The 15,149-nt window shown below is 53.2% G+C and carries 19 protein-coding genes, 1 tRNA gene and 1 pseudogene; 4 read left to right on the top strand and 17 right to left on the bottom strand.

From position 1 onward, the window contains the following. Positions 1-6 precede the first annotated feature (6 nt). Entirely contained in the window at positions 7-780 is a 774-nt protein-coding gene (locus B4C79_RS00690; protein ID WP_171099372.1) for an SDR family oxidoreductase, read from the bottom strand. 55 nt (positions 781-835) lie between these two features. On the opposite strand from B4C79_RS00690, the gene B4C79_RS00685 reads away from it, so the two are divergent. The 4 genes from B4C79_RS00685 (at position 836) to B4C79_RS00670 (ending at position 4,451) form a co-directional block, all read left to right on the top strand. Continuing rightward, a complete protein-coding gene (locus tag B4C79_RS00685) occupies positions 836-1,285 on the top strand; it encodes a gamma-glutamylcyclotransferase family protein (RefSeq protein WP_171099370.1) in 450 nt (149 codons plus the stop codon). 22 nt (positions 1,286-1,307) lie between these two features. Next, positions 1,308-2,798, top strand: a complete 1,491-nt coding sequence (gene glpK, locus B4C79_RS00680; RefSeq protein ID WP_171099367.1) for a glycerol kinase GlpK — start codon at positions 1,308-1,310, stop codon at positions 2,796-2,798. Continuing rightward, positions 2,791-4,302, top strand: coding sequence for a glycerol-3-phosphate dehydrogenase/oxidase (locus B4C79_RS00675; RefSeq protein WP_291752474.1), 1,512 nt, complete (start codon positions 2,791-2,793; stop codon positions 4,300-4,302). The genes glpK and B4C79_RS00675 overlap by 8 nt, the downstream gene beginning before the upstream one ends. 72 nt (positions 4,303-4,374) lie before the next feature. Next, positions 4,375-4,451, top strand: a tRNA-Arg gene (locus tag B4C79_RS00670). 42 nt (positions 4,452-4,493) lie between these two features. On the opposite strand, the gene B4C79_RS00665 is transcribed toward B4C79_RS00670, so the two are convergent. The 16 genes and pseudogenes from B4C79_RS00665 to B4C79_RS00590 form a co-directional block, all read right to left on the bottom strand. Further along, the gene (locus tag B4C79_RS00665; RefSeq protein WP_291739543.1) at positions 4,494-5,636 is read right to left on the bottom strand and encodes a tyrosine-type recombinase/integrase; all 1,143 of its coding nucleotides are present in this window, start codon (positions 5,634-5,636) and stop codon (positions 4,494-4,496) included. Positions 5,637-5,832: 196 nt separating this feature from the next. Then, on the bottom strand, positions 5,833-6,195 hold the full coding sequence (locus B4C79_RS00660; protein WP_291739542.1) for a hypothetical protein: 363 nt from the start codon (positions 6,193-6,195) through the stop codon (positions 5,833-5,835). Between the two features lie 235 nt (positions 6,196-6,430). After that, positions 6,431-7,213: a hypothetical protein gene (locus tag B4C79_RS00655; protein ID WP_291739541.1), complete on the bottom strand. Its 783-nt coding sequence runs from the start codon at positions 7,211-7,213 to the stop codon at positions 6,431-6,433. Beyond that, positions 7,206-7,436 (bottom strand): hypothetical protein, encoded by a 231-nt coding sequence (locus B4C79_RS00650; RefSeq protein WP_291739540.1) that lies wholly within the window; start codon positions 7,434-7,436, stop codon positions 7,206-7,208. The genes B4C79_RS00655 and B4C79_RS00650 overlap by 8 nt, the downstream gene beginning before the upstream one ends. Before the next feature lie 76 nt (positions 7,437-7,512). Continuing rightward, the gene (locus B4C79_RS00645) at positions 7,513-7,809 is read right to left on the bottom strand and encodes a hypothetical protein (protein ID WP_291739539.1); all 297 of its coding nucleotides are present in this window, start codon (positions 7,807-7,809) and stop codon (positions 7,513-7,515) included. Beyond that, complete coding sequence (locus B4C79_RS00640) at positions 7,799-8,467, bottom strand: HNH endonuclease signature motif containing protein (protein WP_291739538.1); 669 nt, start codon at positions 8,465-8,467, stop codon at positions 7,799-7,801. Before B4C79_RS00640 ends, B4C79_RS00645 begins: the two co-directional genes overlap by 11 nt. Positions 8,468-8,470: 3 nt before the next feature. Next, positions 8,471-9,103: a hypothetical protein gene (locus B4C79_RS00635; protein ID WP_291739537.1), complete on the bottom strand. Its 633-nt coding sequence runs from the start codon at positions 9,101-9,103 to the stop codon at positions 8,471-8,473. Beyond that, positions 9,100-9,396 (bottom strand): hypothetical protein, encoded by a 297-nt coding sequence (locus B4C79_RS00630; protein ID WP_291739536.1) that lies wholly within the window; start codon positions 9,394-9,396, stop codon positions 9,100-9,102. Before B4C79_RS00630 ends, B4C79_RS00635 begins: the two co-directional genes overlap by 4 nt. Before the next feature lie 167 nt (positions 9,397-9,563). Next, on the bottom strand, positions 9,564-9,869 hold the full coding sequence (locus tag B4C79_RS00625) for a hypothetical protein (protein ID WP_291739535.1): 306 nt from the start codon (positions 9,867-9,869) through the stop codon (positions 9,564-9,566). Next, positions 9,866-11,653: an AAA family ATPase gene (locus tag B4C79_RS00620; RefSeq protein WP_291752476.1), complete on the bottom strand. Its 1,788-nt coding sequence runs from the start codon at positions 11,651-11,653 to the stop codon at positions 9,866-9,868. The genes B4C79_RS00625 and B4C79_RS00620 overlap by 4 nt, the downstream gene beginning before the upstream one ends. 3 nt (positions 11,654-11,656) lie before the next feature. Beyond that, positions 11,657-12,586 (bottom strand): recombination-associated protein RdgC, encoded by a 930-nt coding sequence (locus tag B4C79_RS00615; RefSeq protein WP_291741582.1) that lies wholly within the window; start codon positions 12,584-12,586, stop codon positions 11,657-11,659. A 29-nt stretch (positions 12,587-12,615) separates the two neighbouring features. Further along, positions 12,616-13,635, bottom strand: coding sequence for a hypothetical protein (locus tag B4C79_RS00610; RefSeq protein WP_291741579.1), 1,020 nt, complete (start codon positions 13,633-13,635; stop codon positions 12,616-12,618). A gap of 3 nt (positions 13,636-13,638) precedes the next feature. Continuing rightward, positions 13,639-14,481 carry a RecB family exonuclease gene (locus B4C79_RS00605; RefSeq protein ID WP_291741576.1) on the bottom strand — a complete coding sequence of 281 codons (843 nt, stop codon included), beginning with the start codon at positions 14,479-14,481 and terminating at the stop codon, positions 13,639-13,641. An 8-nt stretch (positions 14,482-14,489) separates the two neighbouring features. Next, on the bottom strand, positions 14,490-14,672 hold the full coding sequence (locus tag B4C79_RS00600; RefSeq protein ID WP_291752478.1) for a hypothetical protein: 183 nt from the start codon (positions 14,670-14,672) through the stop codon (positions 14,490-14,492). After that, entirely contained in the window at positions 14,669-14,935 is a 267-nt protein-coding gene (locus B4C79_RS00595; RefSeq protein WP_291752481.1) for a hypothetical protein, read from the bottom strand. Before B4C79_RS00595 ends, B4C79_RS00600 begins: the two co-directional genes overlap by 4 nt. Beyond that, positions 14,928-15,149 (bottom strand): annotated as a pseudogene (locus B4C79_RS00590) (hypothetical protein); the annotation flags it as partial. The gene B4C79_RS00595 and the pseudogene B4C79_RS00590, both read right to left, overlap by 8 nt.

Below are 15,149 nucleotides of genomic sequence, written 5' to 3'. Positions count from 1 at the left end.
TCATGTTTACACCACCAGGTAACCGCCATCCACATTGATGCAGGCACCGGTGGTGTAACTTGAAGCCTCGGAGGCTAGATATAGCACAGTACCCGCCATTTCGCTGGGCTGTGCAACCCGGTTCATGGGTACATGTTGCAGCAGCGCGCTGCGAATGGCATCGTTGTGCACCAAGGCCGATGCAAATTTGGTGTCGGTTGCACCGGGCAGCAGCGCATTCACACGCACCTTCATGGGCGCACATTCTTTGGCAAAAGCTTTGGTCATTGAAATGACTGCGGCTTTTGTAATCGAATAAATACCTTGGTAGAGGCCGGGAATAACGCCATTGACCGAAGCCACATTAATAATGCTTCCGCCGCCATTCTTGCCCATTAGTTTGCAGCCGTGGCTGCTCATGTAAAAGTAACCACGAATGTTCACATCGCAGGTTTTTTGAAAGGCAGCCAGGTCAGTGTCGTAAATTGGCCCGAAGTGTGGGTTGGTCGCCCCGTTGTTCACCAAAATATCCAGCTTCCCGAATTTTGCTTCAATTTGTTGGTACAGCGCCTCAATCTGGTCCATCTCGCCCAAATGGCAGGCCATGGGCACAGCTTTCAGGCCATCTGCTTGAAATTGCGCAGCAATTTGTTCGCAAGCCTCTTGTTTTCTGCTGGAAATAATCACCGTAGCCCCCTTGGCTGCCAGTAATTCCGCACAGGCCAGGCCAATTCCGCGGGTCGCGCCCGTGACCAAAGCCACCTTATCTTGTAAATTGAACAAATCAGTTGTTGTTTTCACATCGTCTCCTTGCAGGCATTTTCTAATTGTTTTTCATCTGAAAAGGTAACATCGCATGGGCTCGGAATTTGAGCAAGACGGCAAGCATGTTTTTGTGTATGGATCACTGATGTATTTGCCAGTTTGGGGGCAAGTGGTGCAGGGTGTTTATCCCTGTTTGAATGCCATTGCCAAAGGGCATCAACGCCATGCTGTGCCTGGTGAAACTTACCCGGCCATGGTGCCAAACCCGAGCGCGCAAGTGCAGGGTTTGGTGTGGCTGAACGTGTTGCCAGAGGATGTCAAGAATCTTGATGCCTTCGAGGGGCCTGAATATGAGCGCCGCGAAATTGAGGTTGTGCTGAACACCAGTGGCGAAACCTTGAAAGCCGAGACCTACATTTGGTTGAACCGGGATGTATTGACTGATGAGTTGTGGAGTGTGAGCCGGTTCGAGGCCGAGGGTATGCAGGCTTTTTTGAACAAACACGTGGGCAACTGGAACAGCACCGGGCAAAGAAAGTAACAACAAGAAAGGAGATGACCGCATGGGTTTTATCTTGGCACTGGACCAAGGCACAACCAGTTCGCGCGCTATTGTGTTCAATGCGCAGGCGCAAGTGGTGGCCAGTTCCCAGCAAGAGTTTGAGCAAATTTTTCCAAGGGCTGGTTGGGTCGAGCACCGCCCCGAAGACATTTGGAACACGCAGTTGGCTTGTGCCCGGGGCGCGATTGAAAAAGCCGGGCTTAAACCCTCGGACATTGCTGGCATTGGCATTACCAACCAACGCGAGACCACCGTGGTGTGGAATCGAAAAACCGGCAAACCCGTGTACAACGCCATTGTGTGGCAAGACCGCCGCACGGCTGCATATTGCGACAAGTTGCGTGAGCAGGGCAAGGCTGCCCTGATTCGCCGCAGTACCGGGCTGGAGTTGGATTCTTATTTTTCAGCCACGAAAGTGAACTGGATCTTGAACAATGTGCCGGGCGCCCGTGCGCAAGCTGAAGCCGGCGAACTGGCCTTTGGAACTGTGGACAGTTGGCTGATGTGGAACCTGACAGGTGCTGCGGTTCATGCAAGCGATGTCAGCAATGCTTCACGCAGCATGTTGTTGAACATCAAAACACTGAAGTGGGATTCTGAGTTGCTTCAGTTGTTTGACATACCGCCGAGCATGTTGCCACAGGTATGTGAATCAAGCGGTGAAATCGCGCGGTGTGATCCCGCAGTGTTGGGCGCAGCCATTCCAATCGCAGGTGTTGCCGGTGATCAGCAGGCAGCCACGTTTGGGCAAACGGCATTCAAACCTGGTGAAGCCAAAAATACATATGGCACTGGTTGCTTTATGTTGATGAACACCGGCACTGAAGTGGTTGAAAGCCACAACCGCCTGCTGACCACGGTGGGTTGGCAGGTGAATGGCCGAACCAGTTACATGCTTGAAGGCAGTGTATTCATGGGTGGTGCGGTGGTGCAGTGGCTGCGCGATGGTTTGGGCATTATTGAAAAATCGGCCGATGTTCAGGCGCTGGCCGCCAGTGTGCCAAGCACAGATGGCGTGTGCATGGTACCGGCATTTGCAGGCCTGGGCGCGCCCCACTGGGACCCCTATGCTCGAGGCACTTTGGTGGGCATGACAAGGGGCACCACCAAAGCGCACATTGCACGCGCGGCACTTGAAAGCATTGCCCTGCAAACGGTGGATTTGGTTCAGGCCATGCAGCGCGATGGCGCAAAACCGCTCAGTGAACTGCGCGTGGATGGTGGTGCATCGAACAACAATTTATTGATGCAAATTCAGGCTGATTTGTTGGGTGCACCGGTGGTGCGCCCCACAGTAACCGAAACCACTGCTTTGGGCGCTGCCTATTTGGCAGGCCTTGCCGTGGGTGTTTTTGACACGGAGGAAAGCTTGTTGGCCAACTGGCGGGTAGATGCACGGTTTGAACCCAAGATGAGTATTGATGAACGCGGTGCACTGCTTGATCGCTGGCACCGCGCGGTAGAACGTTCCAAAGGATGGGCAGATGCTTAGTCGTAAAAAGCACCTTGAAACACTGAAACTCAAGGCACAAGCGCAGTATGAATGGGACGTGATTGTAATTGGCGGTGGTGCTACAGGCTTGGGCAGCGCAGTGGATGCGGCCAGCCGTGGCCTGAAGGTGCTATTGCTCGAAGGGCATGACTTTGCCAAAGGCACCAGCTCAAGAGCCACCAAGTTGGCCCATGGCGGCGTGCGTTACCTGGCGCAGGGCAATTTCAGTTTGGTGAAAGAGGCCCTTGAAGAACGTGGCCGCATGTTGGTGAATGCACCCAACCTGGTCAAGCCCCTGGCTTTTGTCATTCCAGTGCGCAATGTATTCCAGAAATTCTTTTACTGGATCGGCCTGAAAATGTACGACATGCTGGCGGGTAAACTGGGTGTTGGCCCCACCACCATGATGAAGAAAAATGAGGTATTGCGTGCAGTACCCACTATTTCCCAGCAGAAATTGCATGGGGGAGTGCGCTATTTTGATGCGCAATTTGACGATGCTCGCCTGGCGATTGCCTTGATGAAAACCCTGCACAAACTGGGTGGCCTCGCGATTAACTACATGCCAGTCACTGGCTTTGTGAAAACTGCTGAGAAAGTTAATGGTGTGCAAGCCCGCGATGAATTCAGCGGCGAGTCTTTTACTTTTAAAGCCAAAGCAGTAATCAATGCCACTGGTGTGTGGGTGGACGATGTTCGTAGATTGGACTTGCCAGATTCAAAACCCATGTTGAGCCCCAGCCAAGGCGTGCATGTGGTGGTTGACCAGCACTTTTACCCAGCCAAGGAAGCCTTGCTGGTGCCCAAAACCAGCGATGGCCGTGTGTTGTTTGTGGTGCCCTGGTTGGGAAAAACCTTGATTGGCACCACAGACACGCCCCGCAAGGACTCACCTTGGGAACCCGATGCCTTGCCCGAGGAAGTCGATTTTATTTTGAAAACGGCGGGCCAATACCTGGCCAACGCGCCCACGCGCACCGATGTTCGCAGTGTGTTTGTTGGGTTACGACCATTGGTGAGTGCGGGGGGCGAGAAGCAAAATACCAAGAGTATTTCTCGTGAGCACACAGTGATTACCGCGCCTAGCGGATTGGTGACGATCACTGGTGGCAAATGGACCACTTATCGCAGTATGGCGGAGGAGGTGGTTGATTTGGTGTGTGAACAACAGGGCTGGGTTAACAAGCCAACCCGTACCCGCTACTTGCGTCTTGAAGACGACCTTCCCATGCGAAAGCCCGGTTCTGCCATTCATGAAAATCTTGATTTGAATGAAGCAGAAATTGCGCAGGCCGTACTTGAAGAAATGGCAGTGACCATTGAAGATGTATTGGCTCGCCGAAGCAGGGCGCTTTTTCTGGACAGCCAGGCTGCCCTGGCCTGTATGAATGAGGTGCGGTTTGTGTTGCAAAACGAGTTGCGTTATAGCGATGAGGAACTGGACCGTCAGGAGGACGAGTTCCGCAGGCTGGTGGCCCAATACAGCCTGCGCGCAGATTGTTAAAGTTTTTTTTAAAAAGAGCAGGCATGCCCTTGCACAACGGTATTGTTTGGGGCATAATCTCGCTTCTTCACAGCGGCTGTAGCTCAGTTGGATAGAGTACTTGGCTACGAACCAAGGGGTCGTGGGTTCGAATCCTGCCAGCCGCACCAAAATTTAAGTAGTAAAATTAACGGGTTAGGTGTCACAAGCGCCTAGCCCGTTTGTCTTTCTGGATTTGCCCTAAGTGACTTTTGAGTGACTTTGGTCAAACCTTTTTCCCTTTTCAAAGCCTCCAAGCTGATGTTCCAACGATTGGATTCGTCTTTGATCAACTCCAATGCTTCAAAAATCTCCACCACCTGGGCCATGGAATAGTGACCGGTGATGGTTCGGTTCGAGTGCCACAACACTGCTGAAATCGTGGAATCCGAAACCTTCGCCTCACGCAGGCGCAAGCCCACGGTGTGGCGCAAATCATGAACATGCAAATCCCCGATCTTGGCCTTGCGTTTGGCATTGATCCAACCGTTGTTTGACATGCCTTCAATGGGCTTGCCACGGTAGGTGAACACATGCGTGGGGTGGGTACCCCGGCGCTGCTCGATGACCTTTTGAGCCACGGTGTTCAATACTAATACCCTTTCCTGCTTGCGGTGGGCTTCGCCTTTGACATGCTTTGGGGGCACGACAAACACCGAAATACCCAGGGCGGGAATTGGTAATTCCCAGTCCCACTGCAAATTGCACACCACATCGTCCCTACATCCTGTGTTCAATGTGAACAGGGCCATGGCTGCCAGGTGATCGGCCAAGTGGGGCAGTATTTGACGCTGCTCTTCCCACATGAGCGGCCTGGGTGGCCTTTGGTCTGTCAATGGCAACAGTGTGATCAAGGGCGGTGTGATCAGCCAGGTCATTCCGTTTTCATCCCGCCAATCTCGCGCGGCCAAGTTCAAGATACGTCGAACAATAGCCAGGCTGTGATTGATCGTCTTGTTTTTTCGGCCTTGTGCCTTTCTCGCGTCCACAAATGGCTTAAGAGTGCCATTGTGGATTTGGTCAATGGGCAAATTGCCGATGAAAGGCATCACTGCCTTTAAGTGGTATATGTCCGACTCAAGGGATGGTTTGTCTTGGTGAGTTTTCAAATAATGCGCTGCTGCCTGGTCGAATGTACGCGGGGAGCGAACCCCGTGCACAAACTGCCTGCGCATTTCATCTAGCACACGGACAAGCCAGCTCTCCGCTTCTTCAACACTGCAGAAGCCGTATTGCTGAATTCGCTGTCCCCGGTAGACCTTGTCAACTTTGTAGCCACCATCCTTGGTCGGCTGGATACCTGTTGTGCGTCCCATTGTTTTACCTCCGGGCCGCCGCTACCCGATTCCAGTTTATACGCTTCCCAGGCTTTGTCGATGTCGGCTTTTTCATAAATAAGTGAGGTTCCTGCTTTAACCCCTTGAAGTCTTGGGGCTATGTGTGTGTCAAAAAATTTTCGTTTCACGCCCAGGTACTCCCGGGCTTCTTGCTGATTGAAGCAACGCTTTTCCATTAGGTTGAGCCTCCGTTCTCGCCTTCTGATGGGCCCGATAACTTGCGTGTAAATTCTTGGTAGTTTCTGAGGGATTGTTCAATGCGATGCCTTGTTATGCTGACCATGCCTGTTGTGATTTGCTTTCCCTCAATAAGGCAGCCAATCAGGCTATTCGCAGCCATCAAGCTGGCTGCCAAATCTTCCTTAATTGAATCACTGCCGATTGCTGGCCCAGCCATTTTGCCGGTGTCGGGAGTATGGTTTAGGGCTTGGTGAGCCATGCTCCACGCCCTTGCTTGCAGGTCAAAATCGGTACTGTTGCCGCTACCTGCGCTCATGTACATGCGCAAAGCCTCGCGCATCTGGTCGTTTTGGTTCATCCTCGCCCCCTTGCTTTCTGGATTTCCGCAACACAGTGTGGACAAGTCCACCCTTTGCGAGTTTTCACCCAGCCTGATTTAATCGCTTCTTTTCTCAAGTCACTCAATGTTGAAAAAATGGACTTTTGATTGTCACTAGCCATTTGCATGGGACCGCTGTTGTCGTCAGACCAACATCTGTCTGATCCGGTTTGTTCGCTGCGTTCTTCGCACCGCAGTTCGACCCAAGTCCCCATCACACACCCCCTTTGGCGGCTTTAGCTGCTGCGATTGCTTCAACGACCATGGCGTATTCTGGCGTGTAGCTATTCAAAGAGCCTCTAGCTACCTTCAAAGCCTCTAACATCTGTTTGTTAATCGCTGCTGCTGTGTAAATGCCAATTGCCTTTTCTACGGCGGGAACCATACTCTTTGCGACTTCAAGCAATTGATCGCTTGTTGGCTGATTCACCGCAACGGCTGGGGTTGGTTCGGCTGGGGCCGATAGACGCTCTCTGAGGTGACTTGGGGTGTTCGGTGAAAAATTAGTGAAGTGGGGGCGCACTGGCTCCCCAGTGCTTTTCTGCACGACTTCAATAACGCCGCTGGTAATTTCCCGAATTTCAATGCCGTCCTCATTCCAAGCGGGCGTATCTAAACCGTCCGATTCTAAGCATTTCTCAGACAGATACTTCAAAACCGCCTGTACACATTCACGTTTTGTCGGTGTGATGTTTGCTCGGAACTCCCAGTTTTTAATTGTTACATCATCACCTTCAAACTCGAACTTTCCCGGCTTTTTCACCCAGACTTTGGGCTCACCTTGCGCAAAGGCTGGGGCTGGCGGTGGGTTAGGTGGCGCTGGTGGTTTTGGCCAAGTCGGTAATGGGTTTGTTCCTGGCCGGTTGGCCTGCTTCATGCCATTCAATTCAATGCCAGCTGCACACTTCGCACACAAATCCGACAGCACAACGATCTTGCGTCCGCATTCATCGCACTTTGACGGCTCATATTTGATGAGGCTTGCATTTTCATTCACCACTTCTCAACCCTCCAATCGTTGGGTGCATCACTTCCCGGGCAATGGCCATGAAAAGGGTTCGTGACACACCAAACTGCAACTCAAATTTGGTCTTCCAGATTTGCTCGAGCTCCGCATTGCCAAGTGGCTGGTGAAGCTCGATCACCTTGCGGCCCATAGCGACGTGGTCGTTGAGGTGTTCCTGGTACGCCTGATGAATCAGGTCATCATTTGCTTTCACTTATTCAACCTCCCCAAGGCAATCACGATCGCCAGCCATGCCAGGCCGTACAGGCCCAGCTCAAGTACTCGATCCATTACCCGCGCATCCTGTGAACAGTGGTGGTAACGCCGCTTTCTGGGTCTTTCTCAACCACTTTGGTGCCCGTGGGCGTGTTGGTGATTTCCTTCATCTTGTTGTCGCCACCGATAAATCCGGTTGAGGCTGGCGAGCCAGTGGCCTTCAAAAATTCGACCTCAACCTTGGCGCTGTTGATGATGGTTTGGGCGGTGTCGTTGATGGCTTTGGCCGTTTCAATCTTGATGCTGCCGTCCTTCACGCCACGCAACGTGTCGAACATGATGTCTCGCAGGCCTTTGATGTCATTGCTCATCTGATTTGCTCCGTTTGTTGATGGCACGTGTAATGGCGCCTTTGATTTTCATGAGGTCGGCGATTTCCTTGGGCATGCTGGCGATGCCGTACTTAAGGACAAGTTCTTTGCGACTGATTAACTCAAGGTTGTCGAGTACGCAGTTGGACTTGTTACCGTCTTTGATGATCAGAACGTGATCGTCCGGGACCGGACCATGGGCCCCTTCCCACACCATTCGATGCTTGAACTGCCAGCGTTCCCACTGAGCGCCTTTGTCCCTTACCTTCACCAGGATGAAGCCGTGGATGTTGGTTCGCTCCGTGCCAACTGGCAGGTAGTTGTGGGGAACCATGCCTTTTCTAAACTGGGTTTCACCAGTTCGACCACGCGTGCCGATTTTCTTGCCGGCGCTCCATGGCTTTTGACCAGGTTTGAATTGGGTTTCTGGTGCACGGCGTTCTCCACGCTGAAAGCGGCCTGAAATAAACGAGGTCATGAAGCCGGGTGCTTTCTTGATACCCAGCCTTTCCACACGCTTGTACAGAATGTGTACGTTGCAGCCCAACAGGTCGCAAATCTCTGTGCTGGATGTGTAGGGGTAGTGCTCCGCAATGATCCGGTCTTCTTCGTTGGTCCACTGACGGCGGGGGTTGATGATGCCTCTGGATTTGGTCATCGCTCACCCCTCCAACCTTGATTCGAGCTCGAGCAAGGCCAAGGTAATTGCAATGGCCGATACCTCATCACCGTGCTTTTGAATCACGGCTTGCATATCCTGCCTGCAAGCCTCAACGATATTGCGCTCTTCCTCTGTCATGTCGAACAGCGTGGCCTTGATAATCATTTCAGCGGCTTTGGAATCTTTGTTCATGCTGTAGCACCCCCCCAAAAGCTTTTGAGCCTGAGCATGCTCAAGCACGGTCTTCCCGCTGGGCAGAAGGATTTGCCCAAGGAATGCCCCTTCAAACGACAACACGCCTGTTTCAATGGCCATGATCTGGCCCTTGGTCCAATCACGAATGATTGAATACACGGCGATGCTGGCCACATCCTTGGCTGCGCGTTCGTGCTCCACCTTCGTTTTGCGCATGCGGTTGGAGTAGGGGTGTTCCTTCAACCAAGCCTGAGCGTAGCCATTGATGGAAGTTTTCACGCTGACCATTTGGCCGCGGTACTCAAACTGGACGATCAATACACCTTCGGAGTCGTCCTGCATGCTGCCGAACTTGTTGCAGCCAAATTGACGCAACATGCTCTGCAGCTCGGCCAAGGCCTTGTTGCCGGCGGTGGTGTTTTCGTAGGGGAGGCTCATGCTGAATCACTCCCTTGAACCTCAAGCCCGGTACCGCCGCAACACTTACACTCTGGAATATCACCGTCAAGATCGTGTCCCTCCTCCGGGCTCGTGAAAATTGGATCACCGGATTTTGAAAGCGCAATGTTAGGATTGATGCGCAACATGCCCGCTATTTCCTCAGCTACCTTTTCTTCGCGCTCAATAAGACGAACGGCCATTTGTCTTACTACCTTGGGGTCCATCATGATTAAGTCGCCACGCTTGATGTGATGGTCGGCAGTCGCGACAAGTTTTTTGAAGTCGATCATAGAAACCTTTTGCCGCAATCTACGCAGCGTAATGTCGAATAAAGAACCAAAACTTTTGTGCGATTGGCTTCTACTTGAAGGGTGTTTTCATGCTGGCACCACAGCCTACGCATTAATTCAATCACTAATCTCACGGCATCACCCCTGCTTTGTTTCATTGCGTGTGTTCATGATTTCCGAGCCTCCAACATTGCGTCGGCACGCATAGCCCGCCACTTGGCTCGGAACTCGGCCTCAAATTGGAAAACAGCCAAGGGGCCGTCATCTGTATAGCTGGGGTAAGGTCGACCCACGAGCGCGGCTTTTGCGTGGTCGCTGTAGTCGCTGTCATCGCCTGCCTGGTTCTCGTCGCCAATGTGGGCAATGAAGTAGTCGCGCAGGGTCATACCATTCTCGCCATAAACAAAACCATGATTGGGAAGTCCAGAAAGTCCCGGCATCGGAAACGCTGGCCCGCCTGTCTCTTTGCTCATGCCACCACCTGCTCAGCTGCTGACTGCAAAACACCACCCTCGATCCACTCAGCCTGTACATGGTCGGGCAGGCCAGTGGGCTTGCTTTTCAACGTGGCCAGGATCAAAGCACATTCAAGGTCGGCATTTGCGATCAGGTCGTCGATCAGTGCCAGCGCATCGGCGCGGCCTTGCAAGTCGAGGCAATCGAAGCGGTCCAGCACCACGAACTTGATTCCGCTGATGGCTGCGATCGCGCAGGTGATCAGGGTGTCCGCTCGCCACTGGTGACTTTCGCCGCACAGTGGGTATTCGTGGTCGCCAAATCCGATTCCCATGTCGTCATACATGCGCACAGTTGGCCAATCAGCAACCAGGCTGAATTCGGTCAACATGCTGTTGAAAGGCTCCAGGGCGCTGCCAATCAACTCACTGGGAATACCATCGGGTTTCAGGGCGTTGCTGATTTCTTCCCAGGCTTTCACATCCTCATGGGCGGCGGTGGCCTGTTCAGTGCGCAATCCAGCCTGGTCGGCGGCGCGCATCTTCTGCACTTCTTGGTCGCGTGCGGTTTCCTTGGTTTTAAGCTCGGCGCGCAGTTCGGCCAACTTGGTTCTGAGGGCTGCAAGCTGCTCGGTCTGTGCCTGGCTGTCCTTGGCCAAGGCGATTTTTTCTTCAATTTGAAGCGCCAGTTGAGCAGCGGCATCAGCTGCTGCAAGGTCGCGCTTTCCGTTGTTGACGCTGTTGTTGATCAGCTCAAAGGCCCTTTGGTACTCGGGTAGCTTGGCTGCCAAGGATTCATTAAATTGCTCTTCGATCGGGCCGTGGTGGTCTTCGTATGTGCACAGCAGCGTGATCGCTTTCTGGTATGTCTCGCGTTCGGTGCCCAAGGGTTGTTGTTCATTGGTCAAGTCAGCCAGCGCGAAAGCCAGTTCATGGATCAAACCTTCGCGCTTGCCTTTGGCAGCAGCTTTGGCCTGATCAACTTTTTCCTGCCACTCAACCAGCTGGGCTTCATCCACCAGCAACTTGTCCTGAATGCGCGCGTACTGCGTGCCTTTCTCGCGGGCCGCTGCCAACTGCTTTTGCAGCTCCTCGATGTTTTCACCTGGTGACTGAACCGCGCCAATGGCCTGGTTGGTTTCATCGATCTGCTTTTGCAGCTCCTCGATGTTTTCGGTCAGTACATTGATCTTGTCCTGGTCGAACTCGGGCACCTCGGCCTTCCAGCCTTCGGCTTTTTCGCTGCCGTAGGTCTCGCCGGTCGTGTTTTTCCACACAACCTTTGCGTCTCGGGCTTTGGCCTGGGCTTCTGTTTGCGCCGTGGCAATGCCACCTGAAAGCAGGGGAATAACCTGGTCAGCTTTTTCCTTGTTTACACCACGTGTAATGAGGGCATCGACTACAAACTTTGGGGTCAACTTCACGCCCGTCAGCTTGAGCAAAAACTCGCGGCGTTCCTGTGGTCCCAAGCGGGCAAACAGGTTTGAATCAAGGCAGCAGTTCATGGCGCCATGAGTAATTTGCCCCTCGCCCTTGCCCTTGGGCACCACGAAGCTGGTCTCGCCCTGGCTGTGGGTGATGTTGATGCTGCCGATCTTTTCACCATCGTGGACCAGTTTTTCATAGTCCTTTTTATTCTTCACACGAGTGGGTTCTTCGGTGAAGGCCATGCGCACCGCCTCGGCCAGTGACGATTTGCCATTGCCGTTGGGGCCCGCAACCAGCACCACTGGGCGCTCGAATTCGATGTTGGCCTGCTTCACACGCAGGAAGTTGGATACGTTGATTGAGTTGATGCGCATGGCTCAGGCCTCCTCGGCTTCTGGTTGTTCGAAAAGTGGTCCGTCGATGTGCTGCAAACCACCAAGGGCATCAACGACCGCTCCAATAAGTTGCGGGAATTCGCCGGTCATCAATGCAAAGTCGGAATCGAATGAGTCGTCATCGGCACTCAAAGCGGCTTTTTCTTTGATCACATCGAGCGGGTCAACGCGCTTGAATTCAAAATGCTCGTTGAGGACAAAAGAGATTTTGTTATTCCAAGTCAAAGCAAGTCGTGTGGCGTCTTTACCGTTTTGGATGTGGTTGCTGATTTCTTGGGTTTCGAGGCTGTGGCGTGAATACTTCACTTTTGCGCGTTGTTCGCCGCGGCTTTCAAGTTCACAGTCTTGATCGATGGTGAAGTTTTCAGGCGCTTCGTTGTTGGCCAACCAGGACGTCATGGCGACAACAGGGCTGGTCTTGGTTTTCACCAATGCAACGCTGAAACCTTCAACGCTTTTCATAAGCAGGCCAACCAGGTCTTCGGCTTTTGCTGTGCCAAATGAATTGACAACAAGCCAGCTGTTTTCGGTGTCGATCCATGCTTTGACCTGGCTGCGAATGGCGAATGCACGGGGCAGCAGCTCGTCGGTCACGCCTTCCTTGATTTCCTTCATCTGCTTGCGACCCGGTTTGTAGCCTTCGCGTTCTTCAACTTCAGCCGCACGGACTTTGGTGAACTGGTTGATAACGGTGCCTGGCAAAAGCTTTTTCTCAACACCAAGCGAGATGAGCAAATGCTTGCCGCACTGATGCACAAATGGCCCGCCTTCTGCTTTTGCAGGCATCCAGCCACGCGTTTGAATGTCGAGTCCTCCGCAAGGATGCAGCACATCTTTTGACAGCTTTTCTTCCAGAGACTTTGGGGTTTCTTCCCATTTGGTGAGTCTGAATACAATTAAATTCTTGAACATGACAGCTTCCTTATTCCCGCGATGCTGGTTTACTCAATGTTGGCTTGGGTGCGTGCACGGGTGGTCCGCGCGGCTCGGGTGGTGGTCTCGGCTTGCTGGCCTTGCTCGGCTGCTTCCGCCTCGGCCTGCTCTTTGGCTGCGATCTCTGCCTTTTCTTCAGCGGTCATTTCAGAGGTCGATTGGTCACCGTCGCTTTCCGTCCCTGTCGCGCTTTTCTCCACAACTGTTTCGGTTTGGGCCTTTTTTGAATCGGAAACCTGGCTTTCAGATGCGGAATTGAACTTGAGTTCATCGACACTTGCTGTGTAGCTGCCGTCTTCCTGGGGAATCAAAGTGCCCATGTCTCGCTCTTCCTCAGCGGTGCGGCCCATGCCCATGACGATGTCGGGGGCGTGAATGTTTCCGAAGAAGCTGCCGGCGCGGTACTGAAACATCAGGTGTTTCATTTCGCCTTGCCATTTGCTGTCACTTTTGCCGTACCAACCTTCCTCAACAACCATCTTCATTGATACAGGTGCGCCTTCAATACGCTTGTTTGTACGCTGACCGTTTTCGATCATGTAGGCAAAAGCGGTGCACACAATGTTGTCGACTTCGACGGTTCGATCGATAAAGTCGTATTTCTTCTTCTGATCGTTCCAGCCCTGTTTCTCTTTGTAGGTGGCCTTGATCTTCCCAAGGTTTTCAAATTTGAATTCCAGTGGAGTAAAGCGGCGACTGGCGTTGATGGCTGCAATCACGAATTTGCCCGACCAGCGCAACTTGCCTTGGATGACATCAGCGTTCTGCATAACCGCAGTGACTGACATGCCAACTGCCTGGGCCACTTCAATGGCGACAATGCAATTGCCCAGGGCAGCTGGGTTTTCAACCCAAAACTCGCCGGTCTTGTCTTTCTTCAGCACATGGGAACGAAAGGCAACAGGTACCGCATCGCTGCAAGAAAATGCTTTGGCAATGCGTTGTGCAAGTTCAAACCCTTGAAGGCTGAACATATCCACGCGGACGTCTTGAGCAGCCGGGCGCTGCAGATTTGCAAGTGTGTTCATTGCTTACTTTCTCCAAAAACAGTTGTTGTTGTATCGGGGGCAAAAATTTTCATGGCAGAGCATGCTCCGCGGGTTTCCGTAGGGCGGTATCACGCCGTGGATCATCAGGGCGGCATTGAAAAGCAGGCCGGGGCGTTCGTCGTTGCCCAGTAGCACCTCGCGCACACCATTAACTTCCGTGGCGGCAATGCGCTGGTTCTCGCGGGTCTTGGCGGTTTGCATGCCGATGATCAAAGAGGGCAGTTCCATCGGCTTACCGGTGCTAAATTCACCCAGCAGGCTGTACACGCCCAGTTGGGGAGCATGGGCCTGTGTCTTGGCGTGGCCTTCGCGGTTCACGGCCTGCACACCGCTTTTCAAGTCGGCTGGACCGTACTTGTTGCCAACCTCACGGATGCGGTCGACCTGACCAGTAATCTCCAAACCCACATCGGTTAACACCAGGCTTTCGCAGGTTTTCTCAACCTCAACAAAGTGATGCTTCGGGCTTTCCTCGGTGCAGTACTTGTGTGTCAGCGACACGGCAATGCCCTCGGCTTCTTCGCGGCGAATGTCCCACACGGTTTCTTCATCGCTGTTGCGCAGGGCTTCAGCGGTGCATTCAGTTGCAGCCAATAAGCTTGGTGTTTGGCCCTGCAGCACTTCAGTGTCGAAGTGCGCAGTGCCGGCGTGAATGGCCGTGCCCATGGTGGCGCGGAAGTTCTGGCGCACACGCAGGCCTTCGATGTGCACAGCAATCCAGCGATCGGGGCAGTCGAACAAATCCCCAACGCTGGACGCACGCAGGCGCACAGGTGGCTTGCCTTTAATTGAATCGGCAAGCGACTCCTGCAGCTTGTTGAGCATGTCTGGATTCACACCGCACCCATCGAAATAAGCGACAGGGCAGAAACCGCAGCACCCACCAGGAAAGGCACCACCACCTTGGCTGCGTTTTTGACCATGACAATGAACTCGTCGTCATTGGCTGCACGGTAGCTGCCGCTGAACGTGCAGTTCTTGCTGGTGCGCGGTGTGGAAATGTGGCTGTCTTTCATCGCAGGTACTCCTGTAGGTTGCAAACGGTGGTTGCTGAAAGGGTATTAAAGGCACGCTCTTCGCCGGTCCATTTGCCGAACACGAAACCCGCCATCAGGCATGTGGCAGCGGTGCCCAGTACCAGGCTGATCACCATGGAATCGGTGTGGGTGGGCTGGTCGTCTTCGTGCTCCGTGTTTTCATTCATCTGCAGCCAGACTGGGCAGGTATCGCCCTGTTCGCAGTTCTGGTTGCACGGCGGGCATTTTTTGGAATCAGCCATTTGTGACCTCCTGAAATTCACCGGTTGGGGTCAGTTTGTAAAACTTCCCTGGCTCTATACCGTTTTGACCAACCTTGCTGGCACGGGCGTGGACGATGTTGTAATCTGCGTCGCGGTAAACTAGGAAGATTGCGCAACCCTCGGCGGCCATGGCTGTTCCTTCGTATCCGCTTGCCATAGCCACTGACTTTTCACCAGTGGCCGATGCTGCGCC

Origin of the sequence: Limnobacter sp. UBA7229 (assembly GCF_002473065.1) — a bacterium.
Classification (GTDB): domain Bacteria; phylum Pseudomonadota; class Gammaproteobacteria; order Burkholderiales; family Burkholderiaceae_B; genus Limnobacter; species Limnobacter profundi.
This window is presented reverse-complemented; position numbering and strand designations above follow the sequence as displayed.